Genomic DNA, 15473 nt, shown 5'->3' on the forward strand with positions numbered 1-15473 from the left:
TTTGATTCACTCTTAATTTGTGTTCATGCGGTATCCCATTCTTTTCTTAGGCTTGTCAATTTTCTTGTTTTGCTGCAAGGCGAAACAGGATATTGCCATGAATTCTTCAAATGGTAAAGAGAAATCAGAAGATGTTTTTGTGGTTTCTTTTGGTTCCTGCAACAAACAATACCTGCCAAATCCTTTTTGGGACGATATTTTGGCGGAAGAACCCGATGTGTGGATTTGGGGCGGTGACATTGTTTATGCGGATACAGATGAAATGGATAAGCTCAAAGCTATATATGCTGAGCAAAGCAATATAGAAGGGTACAAATTGTTGAAATCTAAAGTTCCAGTAATTGGTACTTGGGATGATCACGATTATGGTTTGAATGATGGAGGTGAGGAATTTTCAATGAAAAAAGGGAGCCAACAATTGTTATTGGATTTTTTGGAAGTTCCAAAGCATGATGAAAGAAGAAATCAAGAGGGTGTGTATGCTTCACATATTTATGAAACCAAAAAAGGTAAAGTAAAGGTTTTGGTTTTGGATACGCGTTATTTTAGAAGTCAACTCGAAGAAGATGAGAGCCCACACCGACGCTATAAAACCAATTTAAAAGTGGATGCTACTATTTTGGGTAAAATTCAATGGGAATGGCTAGAAAATGAATTGCAAACTTCTGATGCCGATTTTAACCTTATTCTTTCCAGTATTCAATTTCTGTCCCAAGAACATGGTTTTGAAGGTTGGGGCAATTTTCCAAGGGAGGTGGAAAGGTTGAATCAATTAATAGCGGAATCAGATGCAAAGGGAGTTATGGTTTTATCGGGAGATCGCCATATTTCAGAGTTTTCAAAAACAAAACTGGAAGGAATGAACTATCCTTTGATTGATTTTACCAGCAGCGGCTTAACACATTCGTATGCAGAATTTACCAATGAGCCTAATCCGTTTCGGGTTGGGAAGGTAATATCCGTGCCCAGTTTTGGAATCATCACACTCAATTTTGAGAAGAAAGAGGCCATTTTAAAGATAATGGGAGAAAATGGTGTTGTTTATCACCAATTAAAACAAGCCTATTAAGTCTTGCTCGTTGCCCGAAAAAACGTAAGTTTGCGCAAAAATTTAAAAAATGACTGGAAATAGAACGTTTACCATGATTAAGCCAGATGCTGTTGAAAACGGACACATCGGTGCTATTCTGGAAAAAATTACCGGAGCGGGCTTTAAAATTGTGGCGATGAAATATACACAATTGAGCAAAAGGGATGCGGAAGCATTTTATGCTGTCCATAATGAACGCCCTTTCTTTGGTGAATTGGTGGAGTTTATGACCAGAGGCCCAATTGTATCGGCTATTTTGGAAAAAGACAATGCTGTTGATGATTTCCGTGCACTTATTGGTGCTACCAATCCAGAAGAAGCTGCCGAAGGGACCATTCGTAAATTATTTGCATCCAATATTGCAGAGAATGCGGTGCATGGTTCAGACAGTGATGAGAACGCTGCCATTGAAGGTGCCTTCCATTTTGCAGGCAGGGAGGTGTACTAAACTAATGGTATTTTTATAGATAGAAGCCGCTCAATTTGGGCGGCTTTTTTTATCTCAAAACCAACTTTTTCACCAATTCTTTTCCAAGCTCTTCATTGAGCATCGCAATGATCTTGGACTTTCCATGGCTCAATTCTTCCCTAAGTACAGAAGAGGACAGGGATATAAATAGCGTTTCATTTCTAAGTTCAACAGCGGTCGTATAATTGTTTACACCATTTCCCATCAGTTTCTCCCATGCGGCTTTGGCATCAACCTTGTCCATGCCTTTCTGAAGCTTATTCTCTTTAATAAACTCGCCTAAAGCATCACTTAAATGAAGATGGGAATTTTGTCTTTTTGCCATTATTTAGGGATTACAATGGGTTGAAATCTTTTGTAGGAGTATTTTATTCCTTCTTCATTAAGAACGGAAAAATAGGAAGAATCTAATTGCACCAATTTTTCCTCCCAAGCACTTAAATTATTTTTGTAGTGAAGGGTGACCATTTCATTTACATAGCTAACATTAAAAGATTCAGTATCATTTGATGTAGTATAATTGCCATCAAACTTGGGTTGTACCTTTTTGCGAAAGCCTTTCATGTCTTCAATTTGAATAAAATCGACACTTGGATTTACCGAATACTTCTTTTTTGTGCCATCTGGAAACTCAACTTCTGAAATTTCCCAATACCCATTTAAATGTGAAAGGTCTTCTTTTGAAATGGATGTGTTTTTGCATCCCAAAGAAAATAGAATCACATAAAAAAGCAATATTTTCTTCATATTACAAGGTAAAGATTTTATAGCTCTGCCGAATATTTTTAACTACATTTTCGGTGCGTTCCGCATGGGTGTCACTGATAAATATTTGCCCAAAGTTGTCATTGTCCACCAAGGCTACAATTTGTGAAACCCGTTTTTCATCCAATTTGTCAAAAATATCATCCAACAACAATATGGGTGTTGTCTTGGCCTGCTCCTTGATAAAATGGAACTGGGCTAGTTTTAAAGCAATTAAAAAGGACTTTTGTTGTCCTTGGCTTCCAAATTTTTTAATGGGATGACCACCTATGGTAAAATTGAGGTCATCTTTGTGTATTCCTGTGCTGGTATATTGTATAGCCCTATCCTTATCTACGGTTTCTTCCAATAATTGTATTAATTCCTTATCCAAGAGTTGACTCTCATAGGAAAGCATAATCTCTTCTTCCTTCTCAGAAATATGGGCATATTGTTCTTTGAATATTGGAGTGAACGAAGTAATAAAAGAGACTCTTTTTTTATGTATTTCCGTTCCTAAAGTATGTAATTGCTCATTGTAAATAGTTAATGTGTTGGAATCAAAGGTGTTGTTGGCCACAAAATATTTCAACAAGGAGTTTCGCTGCACCAAAACCTTATTGTATTTGATCAAAGTTTGTAGATATGCTTTATCCGATTGCGAAATAACGCCATCCATGAACTTTCTACGGGTGTCACTGCCTTCAATAATCAAATCTCTATCGGAAGGTGAAATTATTACCAGAGGTAAAAAGCCGATATGTTCCGAAAATTTCTCATACGCCTTACCATTGCGTTTAATGACTTTTTTCATGCCGCGTTTGAAACTGCAGAGTATTTTTTCGGTGCGCTCATCTTTTTCAAACTCTCCTTCAATCACAAAAAAATCCGTTTGATGTTTTATATTCTGAGTAGAAACCGGATTAAAATAACTTTTACCAAAGGATAGGTGGTAAATAGCGTCCAAAATATTGGTTTTTCCAACACCATTATCACCAACCAAACAGTTGATGACAGGGTCGAATTCCAATTTTTTGGAGTCAAAATTTTTGTAATTAACTAAAGATAAATGCTTTAAAAACATAGAAAGTTAAAGAGCCAAGGTGTTTTAAGTGATTTTCAGACAAATCAAAGATTCCAAAAATAACGAATAAATTACCTTTTGGTTTTAGATAAAAACTTTATTTTTGCCCGATTAATTAAATCAAGGATGGCAACATACAAGAAGCGGGGCTTTAAGCCAAAAAATAAGGTTGAGGAAGCTCAATTGGATGAGCACAACAGCACAACAGCGGAGGTTTTTAGCACCTTGGATGAAGGTGCATCCAAGACTGAGGCTTGGGTTCAAAAAAACCAAAACTATATTTTGGGGGCTATTGGGGTTATTGCCATTGGTGTACTTGGATATTTGGGATACAATGAGTTTATCCAAAAACCAAAAGATGCATCAGCAGCCAATGAACTTTTTTATCCACAGCAGTATTTTGATCAGGCTTTGACAAATGAAACGGCCAAGGACTCTTTGTTTACTTTGGCACTCAATGGGGCAGAAGGTAAATATGGATTTTTGGATATTATCGAAGAATATAAAGGAACCAAAGCTGCGAATTTAGCGCAGTATTCTGCTGGAATGACCTATTTGAACATTCAGCAGTATGACAAAGCAATTACCCATTTAGAGAATTTTTCTTCGGATGATGCTGTACTAGGAGCTATGGCCAAAGGAGGAATAGGTGATGCTTTTGCACAATTGAATCAACCTGAGGATGCATTGGATTATTACGAAAAAGCAATCGCACATAATACGAATGAATATACTACCCCAAGGTTTTTATATAAAGCAGGTGTGGTTGCCATGGATTTAAATCAGAAAGAAAAGGCATTAAGTTTCTTTGAGAGAATTAAAAGTGAATTTTCTTCTGCTCAAGAAGCCAATGGCATTGATGTGCTTATTGGTCTGGCTAAAAGCTAAATAATGGCTACTGAAAATAAAAATTTATCGGTTTACGATAAGTCAACAATCCCAAATGCGAAAACTCTTCGGTTTGGGATTGTTGTTTCAGAATGGAATGATACCATTACAGAAGGCTTATATAATGGCGCCATTGATGCATTGATGGATTGTGGTGCTTTGGCCGAGAATATTATCCGATGGAACGTTCCTGGAAGCTTTGAATTGACTTTTGGATGCAAAAAGATGCTTGCTACCCAAAAAATTGATGCGGTAATTGCCATAGGAAGTGTGATCCGGGGAGAGACCAGTCATTTTGATTATGTATGTAGTGGGGTTACCCAAGGCATTAAAGATTTGAACATTGCTTATGATGTTCCTGTTATTTTCTGTGTGTTAACGGATGATAATTTACAGCAATCCCTTGATCGCAGTGGTGGAAAGCATGGCAATAAAGGGACTGAAGCTGCTATTGCGGCTATAAAGATGGCTACTCTCGGGTAATAACCATCCTATTCCAACCAACTGATTTATTCATTTTTCAACGTTTCAAAATCAAAAAGGAACTGTTAACATTTTTTGGGAGTACATCCTAATCCTGTTTTTTGATTTTAAGTACCTTTGGAAATACACGGAAAAGGATATAATGCGAAATTTTCTAAAACTTAGAAAAAATAGAACCTACAATTATTCACCACGCTATTATAAGGGTGATGATATTCCTTTTAAAATAGAACATAAACTCGATAAATACCGAAGTACTGCGCATACGCAACGAGGCCTCAAGAATAAATTCTCATCAGCTGTTGATGATTTAAAGAATGAAGGTGATAGAAATCTGAAAATTAGGTTTCTTATCATTGTGGCCGTTCTGATATTGCTGTTCCTCTTCATCATTGACTTTGATTTATCCATATTCCTGACTCCCTAATGGCAGATATTATTAAACTTTTGCCAGACCATGTCGCTAACCAAATAGCAGCAGGGGAAGTGGTTCAACGCCCAGCTTCGGTAGTAAAAGAACTATTGGAGAATGCCATAGATGCCGGGGCCACCCTAATAAAATTAATCATCAAAGATGGGGGCAAAGCGTTGATTCAGGTGGTTGATAATGGCTTGGGAATGAGTGAAACCGATGCCCGATTGTCTTTTGAGCGACATGCAACTTCCAAAATATCCAATGCCCAAGATCTGTTCAACCTTCAAACAAAGGGATTTCGTGGCGAGGCTCTGGCTTCAATTGCGGCAATAGCCCATGTGGATATGCAGACTAGGTCAGATGCATTCGAAGTAGGCACCCATATTAAGATTGAGGGAAGTAAAATTGTGTTTCAAGAAGTAGTAGCAACACCCAAGGGGACCTCAATATCGGTTAAGAATTTATTTTTTAATATTCCGGCGAGGAGAAATTTCTTGAAATCCAATCAAGTAGAATTGCGCCATATTACAGATGAGTTTCATCGTGTAGCTCTGGTACATCCAAACATTGAGTTTCATTTTTATAACAATGGGTCAGAAATTTTTAACCTTCCCAAGGCAAAACATCGGCAACGAATAAGTCATGTTTTTGGAAGTAAGATGATGGATCGTTTGGTTCCCGTTAATGAGGAGACCGAGGTAGTAAAGGTATCAGGATTCATTTGTAAACCAGAGTTTGCAAAAAAGAGTAGGGGTGAGCAATTTTTCTTTGCCAACAATAGATTTATAAAAAGTCCATATCTACACCATGCGGTTGTAGCAGCTTTTGAAGGTTTGATAAAGCCTGATACCTGCCCTGGATACTTTTTATATTTGGATGTGGACCCTTCATCAATCGATATTAACATTCATCCGACCAAGACAGAGGTAAAGTTTGATGACGAGAATACCATGTATGCTATAATCCGTTCCACCATAAAACATAGTTTGGGACAGTTTAATGTAGCTCCCGTATTGGATTTTGAACATGACCCCAATTTAAACACTCCCTATGCGTATAAAGAAAAAGGGGCTGTATTACCTAAGGTTACCGTAGACGCTTCGTTTAATCCGTTTCAAGAAGTAGAGAAAACAAGTGCTGCCCATACCTATCAAAAACAAAGTGCAAAGGGTTGGGAAAAGCTGTATGATGGCTTGGATTCGGTAAATACCGAAGATTTCAGTAGCATAGCAATTGAGTCTGAAGGAGAGGTACAAGGAACATTTTATTCCGATTCAGAGGAAAACGGACAAACAGGAACGACATTTCAACTTAGGAGAAAATATATTGTAAGCACTATTAAGTCGGGTATGTTGGTTATCCATCAAAATAGGGCTCATGAACGCATACTTTTTGAAAAATTCTTAGGTGAGATCACCGTTAAAGAAGGTGTGAGTCAACAACTTTTATTTCCTTTAGAGCTTTCGTTTTCAAAACAAGAGTTGACGATTTTAAAAGAGATTAATGAAAGCCTTATAAATATTGGATTTGCTTTTGAAGCTATGGAACAAGAGACTGTAAAAGTGACAGGTGTTCCATTAATGGTTTCCGAAAGTGCGATTGGCACGATATTGGATCATTTAATTGCTGACTATAAAGAAGGCTTTGAAGGGAGTTCAATATCGCAGGCAGAAATGCTGGCAAAAGCACTTTCTAAGAATCTTGCAGTTAAGACAGGTGAGTTATTGAATCAAGAATCGCAATTGGCCTTGGTAAATGATTTGTTCGGATGTAAGGAACCTACTTTGAGTCCATTTCAAAAATTGACACACACCATTATTTCCGAAGGAGATATTGAAAAAAAATTTAGTTAGATGGGAAGATTGACCGAGGCGGTAAAACACTTGTTGATTATTAATGTAATCCTGTTTTTTGCCACATTATTATATGGAGATCAAATGTACCAGTGGTTATCCCTTTGGTTTCCCAAAAACAATAATTTTGCTTGGTGGCAGGTGATTTCCCATATGTTTATGCATGGAAGCCCCATGCATATTATCTTTAATATGTATGCCCTGTGGGCGTTTGGAACACCTTTGGAACGAGTTTGGGGTAGAAATAAATTTCTTTTCTTCTATTTTTCCGCAGGGCTTGGTTCAGCCATGCTGCACACCGGTGTTAACTATTATCTTTTTACAGAAGGGTTGAATGCATTGGTGAATTCAGGAATGACGGAAAACCAAGTAATGGACATTATTTCAAACGGACAATATAGTCCGGAGTGGTATAATATAGCTTCAAAAAGCACAATAGATAACTTTTTAAGTGCATATAATACCCCAGCTGTTGGTGCGTCTGGAGCCATATATGGAATCTTGGTTGCATTTGCCTTTATGTATTCCGAAGCAAAATTGATGTTGATTTTTTTACCCGTTCCTATAAAAGCAAAATATTTTGTACCGCTGTTATTGGCTGGAGATTTGATTTTTGGAATCGGTAATATAAACACAGGAGTTGCACATTTTGCCCATATTGGAGGTGCATTGATTGGATTTATAATGATGTGGTATTGGAAAAAGAATCAGTTTAACCAAAACAGATGGAATTAGCCCTATGGCAAGAGGAAATTTACAATATAATTTTGCCAGGCTCAATATAGCGGAAAAGCTAATTGTGGTAAATGTACTGGTTTTTATTCTTGATGGGTTGGCGTTGGCACTTCTTGGAAAGTCAGTTGTGGATTGGTTTCAACTACCCAAGGATTTCATTGAATTTTTTGGGCAACCTTGGTCCTTGGTCACCTATTCTTTTTTTCATGCAGGTTTTGGTCATATTTTTTGGAACATGCTCATGCTCTATTTTACAGGTCGAATTTTCATGAATCTTTTTAATGGACAGCGATTTATAAACGTCTATTTTTTGGGCGTAATTTTGGGTGGAATTGTATTCTTGCTCAGTTATAACATATTTCCAACGTTATTGGGAACAAATTCAGTTTTAATAGGTGCTTCCGCAGGAGTAACCGCAGTTTTGATTTTTATTTGCACCTATATCCCAAACCAAGATGTTCGCATTATTTTCTTCAATGTCAAATTATGGCATGTTGGAGCTTTCTTTGTTTTGGTAGACCTTATTCAGATTGCTTATGGTGGAAATATTGGAGGAAGATTGGCCCATTTGGGCGGTGCCTTGCTGGGATATATCTATGCAAGACAATTGCTGAATGGAAATGATATTGGTGTGGGTTTCACAAAATTCCGAGATGCTATAGCTGAACCTTTTAAACCAAAAAAGAAGAAAGCTCCTCTAAAAACAGTTTATAAAAAGAATACTCCAAAAAAAAGGAGTACCGCGGATTATGATAAGGAGGCCAATCAACGTAAAATAGATGCTATTCTGGATAAGATAAGCAAATCGGGATATGAGAGCTTATCCAAGGCTGAAAAGGACTTTTTGTTTAAAGCTGGTAAAGAAGATTGATTCGTGAAAAACCTTTCTTTTTTAGGTAAAGTCATATTTTTTGTAAACACGGTTTTTGCCCTAGTTACAATTATTTCATTTGTTGTTCCCTATGTTCCGGTAACCTCTATTCCGGCTTTGTCCACAATTAGTTTAATAGTTCCATTTTTGGTATATGTTAATCTTGGTTTTGTTTTTTACTGGTCACTAAAGAAGAAGATTCATTTTCTTTTGTCCATGGCGTTATTGATTTTATGGTACATTATACTTGGACCATTTTACCAGTTTTCAGGACCATCGGAAGAAACTGAGAATGATACTTTTTCAATAATGTCTTTTAATGCAAGGAGTTTTAATATTAATGGACAATTGAATATTGAGAATGTTGATACCCTAATACTGGATTTTGTAGAGAAAAAAAAACCGGATATTATTTGTATTCAAGAGTGTCATTTTGCAATGAAGCGAAGTGAAGCTTTAGGGCAATATAAGTACAAGTTTGTAGATTTTATTTATGGAAAACATACGGGAAAGGTAATACAAGCTATTTATTCAAAATATCCAATTTTAAAGATTGATTCCGTGACTTTCCCTGAAAGTGCCAATAATGCCATATATGCGGACATTTTGTTGAAAAAAGATACCGTAAGGATATATAATATTCATCTTCAGTCTTTCAGGATAATTCCAGAGATTAGTACCATTAATAAAGAACGGTCTTCCAAATTGTTTGCCAGATCGAGAAGAGTTATGCTTAAGCAGTATGAGCAATCCAAACTAATTCGGAAAAGTATGGATGAAATCGACCATAAAAAAATAGTTGTTGGTGATTTTAATAATACTCAGTATTCCAATATTTACCAAACAATAAAAGGAAATTTAAACGATTCATTTCTTGAAAAAGGAAAAGGTTTTGGAAGAACATACAACTTACTGGGATTTCCTCTCAGGATAGATTATATTCTTTCCGACCCATCGTTTAAAGTGATTTCCCATGAAAACTTCGACGAAAAATTATCAGACCATTATCCTGTGATGGCCACATTAAGCCTTAAATCAGATTAAAAGACAATCCACCAAATCTGCAATAATGTGAATTATCAATGCAAGACCAACGATTCGTGTCTGTCTAAAAAACGGTAGAACACAATATACTAAAATGGCCCAAAAGCTATGTAATGGATGAAAATTGATGCTACATCGATTTGGATCAAATATAGGATTGGCCCATAGATGATCCACATCGATTAACATTCCAGCCAATAAAATCAGCGTTATCCTAATTCTTTTATCCTTAAAAAAAACAAAACCAATAAGAATGGGAACGATTAAGTGAATTCCGTAGTGTATGGTAAACCTAAGCATGTAAAAAATCCAAGGATTTATTCTTTAGATATGTGGTCGTATTTGGACCTTCATTGAAGAGTAAATCCAGAATGCTGAGGTTGGGAATAAAAGAATGCCTTTCTCCAAATACCTGTGAATATTCAATTGCATTGGTTTGCACCTCTTTTTTGGCTTCTGCCAAGAATCTGGCATCTGTACCACTAGTTGTTTTTAGTTGAAAAGAATCGGTTTTTTCAGAATGGACTTGTATTCCAAGACAATCAGCGATTACTTTTATGGTCTTCAAATTAAAATCAAAAAGCAGGGTTTCAGGTTCTTCAAAAAGATGCTTTAAATCGTCTTCATAGAACTCAAAATATGGAGATGTCCTGTAGGCCGTTTCCAAAGTACGCCAGTGTTGTTTTTGCCAATGCGAACTATTATCTATTTTAACGTTCGCGTATTTTTGCCGACCTTCATTTTTGCCAATATGCTTTATGGGAATATTGAGCATATGCTTTCCTTGATCGGTACAGATATAGCATCTATTCCTGTATGTCTGTTTTTGAAAATTATCATGGGCTTCCCAAACAATCTTTTTCTGCGCTATAACGGAAAAAGTTATGATGTTGGGAGCATAAACGGGATGGATTAGGGTGTTCAAGAATTCTTTTTTCTTCTTTTTCTAACAAAATCAAAAACGAACCATCCGACAATTACAGCCAAGAAGTACCAACGATAGGAAACTGGTTCTCCACTTCCTCCAACCGTGGTGAAAATACGTTCCCAACGGGGTCTCCAGTTCATAAGTCCATCATTGAAATTATCAAAACTCATCCAAAGAAAGACCGGTTTTCCAACAATGTGGTTTGCTGGAACGTAACCCCATGTTCTACTATCTTCTGAATGGTCACGGTTATCTCCCATCATCCAATAGTAATCCTGTTTGAAGGTGTAGGAACTAGCTTCTTGACCATTTATTAGAACTTTTTGTCCAGTAATCTTTACATCATTGTACTCGTAATCGCGGATTATTTTTTTATACAATGGAATTGTTTCGGAATTGATTTCAACCGTAGCACCTTCTTCAGGAATGTAAATTGAACCAAAATTATCCATGTTCCATGGATAAAGGTTCGGTTTTTGGGGATACGCCCCTCCATAGACTCCTTTAGGATCTATTGTTTTAACTACTGAATCTATACTTTGGTTCTTTTGCAGTTCTATAACCATTTCCTCAGTCAGATTTGCAACTCTAGACCTAGGTTTTTCTTCTGTTAAAGAAAGTCTTAACTGTCTTATGGCCTCAGTAGGTATTCCTTTTTCCTGTGTTACAAGTTCAATCTTTCCATCTGGTCTTCTGTTGGCCCCTAAGGCATAAGGTACAAGCGCATTGTATTGATCCTGACTTAGATTTCCTGATATATATGTTCTTAGATAGTCTGCTGCATCGACTTCAGCAAGTAATTTGCTTGAAACTCCTTTTTGGGAATAAATTGTATAATCGAACATGGGTTTGGCACGATCAGAGAGAATCAATTTTTCACCATTTATATAGACATCACCATCAATAATAGAAAGAGAATCTCCTGGAGTTCCAACACATCGCTTTACGTAATTGGACTTTTTATCAATAGGTTTTTTTATTCCCTTTTGAACTTTAAAAAATCGATAAACAGTATCTGCGGGCCAACTGAATACAACAATGTCATTTTTTTTAATTGTATTGAACCCAGGAAAACGCATGTATGGAAGTTGCAACTTATTCTTCCAGGATGTCTTCCAGGTTTCTGGATTAACATCTGCAACATAAGATCTTGTTTTAATTCCAGGAATAGTATCATGAACCATGGGAGTTGCTACAGTGGTCATGGGAATTCTAGCTCCATAATGAAACTTGCTCACAAACAAAAAATCTCCAATTCTTAGTGTTCGCTCCAGTGAAGGAGTGGGAATAACATAGGGCTGAATAAAGTACGTATGCACAAATGTTGCAGCTACAATAGCAAAAACAATGGAACTCACCCATTCACCAAGTCCAGTTCTGGGTTTTAAATCTCGGTCTTCAATATATTTTACATCTTCGGCGTAGTTGATATAATAGATGTAAAAGCCTAGTGTAAGAATAGCCAACCAGGTGTCCAAAAACTTATTTTTCCCAAAACTTCTAATGGTCTCTACCCATACCACCGGGAACATCAATAAATTGATAATGGGAATAAACAAAAGTAGTACCCACCACCACGGACGATTGATGATTTTCATCAATACGATTCCGTTATATATAGGTATTGCCGCTTCCCACGCTTTTCTTCCAGCTTTTACATAGAGTTTCCAAGTTCCAAAAAAATGGATGACCTGTACAATCAAGATAAAAATAATCCACTGTGTACCGTTCATGTTAGAAATTTGTTTTTTAGACTATCAATCTAGTTTTTTGTTACGTTTTAGTTCAAGTTTAACACATCTTTCATAGAAAACACCCCAGTTTTGCCATGAATCCATTCGGCAGCAATAACTGCACCCAAAGCAAAGCCTTCTCTATTGTGGGCGGTATGTTTGATTTCTATGTCATCAACTGCACTTTGATATGCTATGGTATGTGTACCTGAAACCATCCCTTCTCGTTTGGATGTGATTGGGATTTCTTTCTCTTCAGCCTCATTTAATTGCCAGTTTTGATATGTTGAATTCTCAATTATACCTTCTGCCAGTGTGATTGCAGTTCCACTGGGAGCATCTAACTTTTGTGTATGATGTATTTCTTCCATTGAAACCTTGTATTGGTTTAGATTGGACATCATTTTTGCCAAATGGGAATTTAGCTCAAAGAATATGTTCACACCCAGGCTGAAATTGGAAGCATATATAAAAGCACCTTTTTTTGCGTTGCAAATTTCGATGGCCTTATCGTAATGTGATAACCATCCTGTAGTTCCTGAAATTACCGGAACCCCATTTTCAAAACAATCCGTAATGTTTTTAAATGCAGTATCCGGCGTACTAAAATCAATGGCTACATCAATAGTTTTGTAAGGGACATCCGTTGCTCCCACATCAATTTTGGCAACAATGGTATGCCCTCTGTCCTGAGCAATTTGCTCAATCATTTTACCCATTTTTCCGTAACCAAACAATCCAATATTCATAAACTAAAATTTTACAACCAGAGCCATTCCATAATTTGGTGTATTGGTCAATGGATTTAAATCTATATAGGGTTGAAAATCCAAAGATAGATTTTCATCAACATTATATTGTTTTAAATGAGCATCTACATTGGCATCTATAATATTAAAGGCGTACAGTGCTATTGTTATTAGCAACGACAAATCCCTATCACGCTGCGTACTTTCTTGCGCATCTTGTAATGCTTCCAAAGAGATATCCGGGCCACTTCCGTCTCCGTTTATATCATAAAACTCGTCGTCTATAAAACCGGCTTGTCTTCTTTTAAAAGCATCCCTTGCTCTATTGTAGTCTGTATTGTTAAAGGAATACACGAAAATCCCAGTTCCAATAGCTCCCCAGACTATGGGTGCCTTCCAATAGCGCTTATTATAAATCTGTCCTAAACCAGGTAGAATTGCCGAATAAAAAGCTGCTTTGCTTGGTGCAAGTGGATTAATTCTTTTTTTCTCGTATGAAACTTCATCAATTGTAATGCCCTTGCCCTCCAAATCTTGGGTAAGTGAATCGATTTCTTGGGGACGTGGTTGCTTTTTGTCTTCTTGAGAAAAGCTTAGGTTCAAAAAAAACAATGAAATAAAGAGAAAAAAAAGGGATTTACTCACCTGTCAATAATTTTCTTAAACGCTGAAATTCTTCTTTTGAATGAAAAGGAATTACAATCTTGCCTTTACCATTTTGTGAAGTGGTGATATCTACCTTGGCGGAAAGGTGGGCTTTTAAAACATCGATACCCTTGGAAACATAGTTTGGTATTTCTTTAGTCAAACTTTGTTTATTTTTCGAATCCTCTCCTTTTTTTGATTCTTTATATGTTTTGACCAACTGTTCCGTTTCCCGCACTGAAAGTCCTTCTGAGACAACTTTTTCGTAAATATTGATTTGGTCTTTTTTCTTCTCAATATTGATGAGCGCCCGTCCATGGCCCATACTCACAAAACCATCTCGCATTCCTGTTTGGATTATGGGATGCAACTTGAGCAGACGTAAATAGTTGGTAATTGTGGACCTTTTTTTACCAACACGGTCACTAAGCTTTTCTTGTGTGAGCTTTACCTCATCAATAAGGCGTTGGTATGAAAGTGCAATTTCTATTGGGTCAAGGTCTTGGCGTTGAATATTTTCTACCAAGGCCATTTCCAAAGACTCTTGGTCATTGGCAATACGAATGTAGGAAGGAATGGTTTTTAGGCCAATCAATTTAGATGCACGAAACCTGCGTTCACCGGAGACCAATTGAAACTTGTTGAAATCAAGCTTTCGTACCGTAATGGGTTGGATGATTCCAAGTTCTCGAATAGAACTGGCCAGTTCCTTGAGTGTTTCGTCGTTAAAATTGGAGCGTGGTTGAAAAGGATTTACCTCAATGGATTCAATATCGAGTTCAACTACATTTCCAATGACCTTATCCGCATTTTTATCTGAAACTGATTGAATATCATTTTCCGGATCTTTTAATAGGGCAGAAAGGCCTCTTCCTAAAGCCTGTTTTTTAGTTGCTTTCGCCATTTAAACTTTCTCCTTGTTTTTTTTCAATACTTCGTTGGCCAAGTTTAGGTAATTTGTGGCGCCCTTGCTACTGGCATCATATTTTATAATGCTTTCCCCATAGCTTGGAGCTTCACTTAGCCTAACGTTCCTTTGGATTATGGTATCAAAAACCATATCTGCAAAGTGTTTTTTTACTTCTTCAACAACTTGGTTGGAGAGTCGTAACCTTGAATCGTACATGGTCAACAGCATTCCCTCAATATCCAAATCGTTATTATGTATTTTCTGGACACTTTTAATTGTGTTCAATAGTTTCCCTAAACCTTCCAGGGCAAAATATTCACATTGTATTGGAATCATTACCGAATCGGCTGCAGTAAGGGCATTAAGTGTAAGTAAGCCTAAGGACGGAGCGCAGTCAATCAAGATAAAATCATATCTGTCGCCCAATTCTTTAAGAGCTTCTTTCAACATATACTCTCTATTGTCCTTATCCACCAATTCTATTTCAATGGCCACAAGGTCAATATGAGATGGAATAAGATCTACGTTTGGTGAGTCTGTTGGTATAATTACATCATCCACTCCCATGGTATGCTCCAGCAACTGGTAAGTGCCTTTTTCAATGCTGTCCACATCAATACCTAAACCTGATGTTGCATTGGCCTGGGGGTCCGCATCTATTAGCAGCACTTTTTTTTCCAATACACCAAGCGAAGCAGCTAGGTTGACCGTAGTGGTTGTTTTACCTACTCCACCCTTCTGATTTGCAATAGCAATAATCTTGCCCATTTCATAGTAAGTTAGAGGCTAAAAATACGATTATTTAGGACGTTAAAAAATGTATTTTGTTAAC

Annotated in this window: 19 protein-coding genes; 9 read left to right on the forward strand and 10 right to left on the reverse strand. The window is 36.9% G+C overall.

Features of this window, described 5'->3' with window-relative positions; all coding sequences use genetic code 11:
- Positions 1 to 25 precede the first annotated feature (25 nt).
- Together AAY42_RS00655 and AAY42_RS00660 are read left to right on the forward strand one after the other, a co-directional pair.
- On the forward strand, positions 26 to 1069 hold the full coding sequence (locus AAY42_RS00655; protein WP_055392087.1) for an alkaline phosphatase D family protein: 1044 nt from the start codon (positions 26 to 28) through the stop codon (positions 1067 to 1069).
- Positions 1070 to 1118: 49 nt separating this feature from the next.
- Entirely contained in the window at positions 1119 to 1538 is a 420-nt protein-coding gene (locus AAY42_RS00660) for a nucleoside-diphosphate kinase (protein WP_055392088.1), read from the forward strand.
- A gap of 49 nt (positions 1539 to 1587) precedes the next feature.
- On the opposite strand, the gene AAY42_RS00665 is transcribed toward AAY42_RS00660, so the two are convergent.
- From AAY42_RS00665 to recF, 3 genes are read right to left on the reverse strand one after another with little or no spacing between them, the layout of a single operon-like run.
- Positions 1588 to 1884 carry a DciA family protein gene (locus tag AAY42_RS00665; RefSeq protein WP_055392089.1) on the reverse strand — a complete coding sequence of 99 codons (297 nt, stop codon included), beginning with the start codon at positions 1882 to 1884 and terminating at the stop codon, positions 1588 to 1590.
- Complete coding sequence (locus AAY42_RS00670; protein WP_055392090.1) at positions 1884 to 2306, reverse strand: lipocalin family protein; 423 nt, start codon at positions 2304 to 2306, stop codon at positions 1884 to 1886. Before AAY42_RS00670 ends, AAY42_RS00665 begins: the two co-directional genes overlap by 1 nt.
- A 1-nt stretch (position 2307) precedes the next feature.
- Positions 2308 to 3387 (reverse strand): DNA replication/repair protein RecF, encoded by a 1080-nt coding sequence (recF, locus tag AAY42_RS00675; protein ID WP_055392091.1) that lies wholly within the window; start codon positions 3385 to 3387, stop codon positions 2308 to 2310.
- A gap of 126 nt (positions 3388 to 3513) precedes the next feature.
- Here recF and AAY42_RS00680 point away from each other — a divergent pair, with 126 nt between their 5' ends.
- The 7 genes from AAY42_RS00680 (at position 3514) to AAY42_RS00710 (ending at position 9676) form a co-directional block, all read left to right on the forward strand.
- Positions 3514 to 4275 (forward strand): tetratricopeptide repeat protein, encoded by a 762-nt coding sequence (locus AAY42_RS00680; RefSeq protein WP_055392092.1) that lies wholly within the window; start codon positions 3514 to 3516, stop codon positions 4273 to 4275.
- A gap of 3 nt (positions 4276 to 4278) precedes the next feature.
- A complete protein-coding gene (gene ribH / locus AAY42_RS00685; protein WP_055392093.1) occupies positions 4279 to 4758 on the forward strand; it encodes a 6,7-dimethyl-8-ribityllumazine synthase in 480 nt (159 codons plus the stop codon).
- Positions 4759 to 4900: 142 nt separating this feature from the next.
- Complete coding sequence (locus AAY42_RS00690) at positions 4901 to 5185, forward strand: hypothetical protein (protein WP_055392094.1); 285 nt, start codon at positions 4901 to 4903, stop codon at positions 5183 to 5185.
- Positions 5185 to 7026 (forward strand): DNA mismatch repair endonuclease MutL, encoded by a 1842-nt coding sequence (gene mutL, locus AAY42_RS00695; protein WP_055392095.1) that lies wholly within the window; start codon positions 5185 to 5187, stop codon positions 7024 to 7026. The genes AAY42_RS00690 and mutL overlap by 1 nt, the downstream gene beginning before the upstream one ends.
- A complete protein-coding gene (locus AAY42_RS00700; protein ID WP_055392096.1) occupies positions 7027 to 7761 on the forward strand; it encodes a rhomboid family intramembrane serine protease in 735 nt (244 codons plus the stop codon).
- 4 nt (positions 7762 to 7765) lie between these two features.
- On the forward strand, positions 7766 to 8632 hold the full coding sequence (locus AAY42_RS00705; protein ID WP_055392097.1) for a rhomboid family protein: 867 nt from the start codon (positions 7766 to 7768) through the stop codon (positions 8630 to 8632).
- 3 nt (positions 8633 to 8635) lie between these two features.
- Positions 8636 to 9676, forward strand: coding sequence for an endonuclease/exonuclease/phosphatase family protein (locus tag AAY42_RS00710; RefSeq protein WP_055392098.1), 1041 nt, complete (start codon positions 8636 to 8638; stop codon positions 9674 to 9676).
- Here AAY42_RS00710 and AAY42_RS00715 read toward each other — a convergent pair.
- From AAY42_RS00715 to AAY42_RS00745, 7 genes are read right to left on the reverse strand one after another with little or no spacing between them, the layout of a single operon-like run.
- Positions 9668 to 9976 carry a DUF6122 family protein gene (locus tag AAY42_RS00715; protein WP_055392099.1) on the reverse strand — a complete coding sequence of 103 codons (309 nt, stop codon included), beginning with the start codon at positions 9974 to 9976 and terminating at the stop codon, positions 9668 to 9670. The two genes, AAY42_RS00710 and AAY42_RS00715, sit on opposite strands and share 9 nt — an antisense overlap.
- The gene (locus AAY42_RS00720; protein WP_055392100.1) at positions 9969 to 10601 is read right to left on the reverse strand and encodes a WbqC family protein; all 633 of its coding nucleotides are present in this window, start codon (positions 10599 to 10601) and stop codon (positions 9969 to 9971) included. Before AAY42_RS00720 ends, AAY42_RS00715 begins: the two co-directional genes overlap by 8 nt.
- Positions 10598 to 12337 (reverse strand): signal peptidase I, encoded by a 1740-nt coding sequence (lepB, locus tag AAY42_RS00725; protein WP_055392101.1) that lies wholly within the window; start codon positions 12335 to 12337, stop codon positions 10598 to 10600. The genes AAY42_RS00720 and lepB overlap by 4 nt, the downstream gene beginning before the upstream one ends.
- 47 nt (positions 12338 to 12384) lie before the next feature.
- Positions 12385 to 13086 carry a 4-hydroxy-tetrahydrodipicolinate reductase gene (gene dapB / locus AAY42_RS00730; protein ID WP_055392102.1) on the reverse strand — a complete coding sequence of 234 codons (702 nt, stop codon included), beginning with the start codon at positions 13084 to 13086 and terminating at the stop codon, positions 12385 to 12387.
- A gap of 3 nt (positions 13087 to 13089) precedes the next feature.
- Positions 13090 to 13731 (reverse strand): DUF5683 domain-containing protein, encoded by a 642-nt coding sequence (locus tag AAY42_RS00735; RefSeq protein ID WP_055392103.1) that lies wholly within the window; start codon positions 13729 to 13731, stop codon positions 13090 to 13092.
- Entirely contained in the window at positions 13724 to 14635 is a 912-nt protein-coding gene (locus tag AAY42_RS00740; RefSeq protein WP_055392104.1) for a ParB/RepB/Spo0J family partition protein, read from the reverse strand. Before AAY42_RS00740 ends, AAY42_RS00735 begins: the two co-directional genes overlap by 8 nt.
- On the reverse strand, positions 14636 to 15409 hold the full coding sequence (locus AAY42_RS00745) for a ParA family protein (RefSeq protein WP_055392105.1): 774 nt from the start codon (positions 15407 to 15409) through the stop codon (positions 14636 to 14638).
- Between the last annotated feature and the right edge of the window lie 64 nt (positions 15410 to 15473).

This window comes from Flagellimonas eckloniae (assembly GCF_001413955.1).
GTDB lineage: Bacteria > Bacteroidota > Bacteroidia > Flavobacteriales > Flavobacteriaceae > Flagellimonas > Flagellimonas eckloniae.

Bases quoted from the DNA above. Each gene is read 5' to 3' on its own strand.
- ribH (WP_055392093.1), top strand. From the start codon at position 4,279: ATGGCTACTGAAAATAAAAATTTATCGGTTTACGATAAGTCAACAATC.
- AAY42_RS00740 (WP_055392104.1), bottom strand. From the start codon at position 14,635: ATGGCGAAAGCAACTAAAAAACAGGCTTTAGGAAGAGGCCTTTCTGCC.
- recF (WP_055392091.1), bottom strand. From the start codon at position 3,387: ATGTTTTTAAAGCATTTATCTTTAGTTAATTACAAAAATTTTGACTCC.
- AAY42_RS00655 (WP_055392087.1), top strand. From the start codon at position 26: ATGCGGTATCCCATTCTTTTCTTAGGCTTGTCAATTTTCTTGTTTTGC.
- mutL (WP_055392095.1), top strand. From the start codon at position 5,185: ATGGCAGATATTATTAAACTTTTGCCAGACCATGTCGCTAACCAAATA.
- AAY42_RS00680 (WP_055392092.1), top strand. From the start codon at position 3,514: ATGGCAACATACAAGAAGCGGGGCTTTAAGCCAAAAAATAAGGTTGAG.
- AAY42_RS00705 (WP_055392097.1), top strand. From the start codon at position 7,766: ATGGCAAGAGGAAATTTACAATATAATTTTGCCAGGCTCAATATAGCG.
- dapB (WP_055392102.1), bottom strand. From the start codon at position 13,086: ATGAATATTGGATTGTTTGGTTACGGAAAAATGGGTAAAATGATTGAG.
- AAY42_RS00700 (WP_055392096.1), top strand. From the start codon at position 7,027: ATGGGAAGATTGACCGAGGCGGTAAAACACTTGTTGATTATTAATGTA.
- AAY42_RS00690 (WP_055392094.1), top strand. From the start codon at position 4,901: ATGCGAAATTTTCTAAAACTTAGAAAAAATAGAACCTACAATTATTCA.
- AAY42_RS00660 (WP_055392088.1), top strand. From the start codon at position 1,119: ATGACTGGAAATAGAACGTTTACCATGATTAAGCCAGATGCTGTTGAA.
- AAY42_RS00665 (WP_055392089.1), bottom strand. From the start codon at position 1,884: ATGGCAAAAAGACAAAATTCCCATCTTCATTTAAGTGATGCTTTAGGC.
- AAY42_RS00715 (WP_055392099.1), bottom strand. From the start codon at position 9,976: ATGCTTAGGTTTACCATACACTACGGAATTCACTTAATCGTTCCCATT.
- AAY42_RS00670 (WP_055392090.1), bottom strand. From the start codon at position 2,306: ATGAAGAAAATATTGCTTTTTTATGTGATTCTATTTTCTTTGGGATGC.
- lepB (WP_055392101.1), bottom strand. From the start codon at position 12,337: ATGAACGGTACACAGTGGATTATTTTTATCTTGATTGTACAGGTCATC.
- AAY42_RS00745 (WP_055392105.1), bottom strand. From the start codon at position 15,409: ATGGGCAAGATTATTGCTATTGCAAATCAGAAGGGTGGAGTAGGTAAA.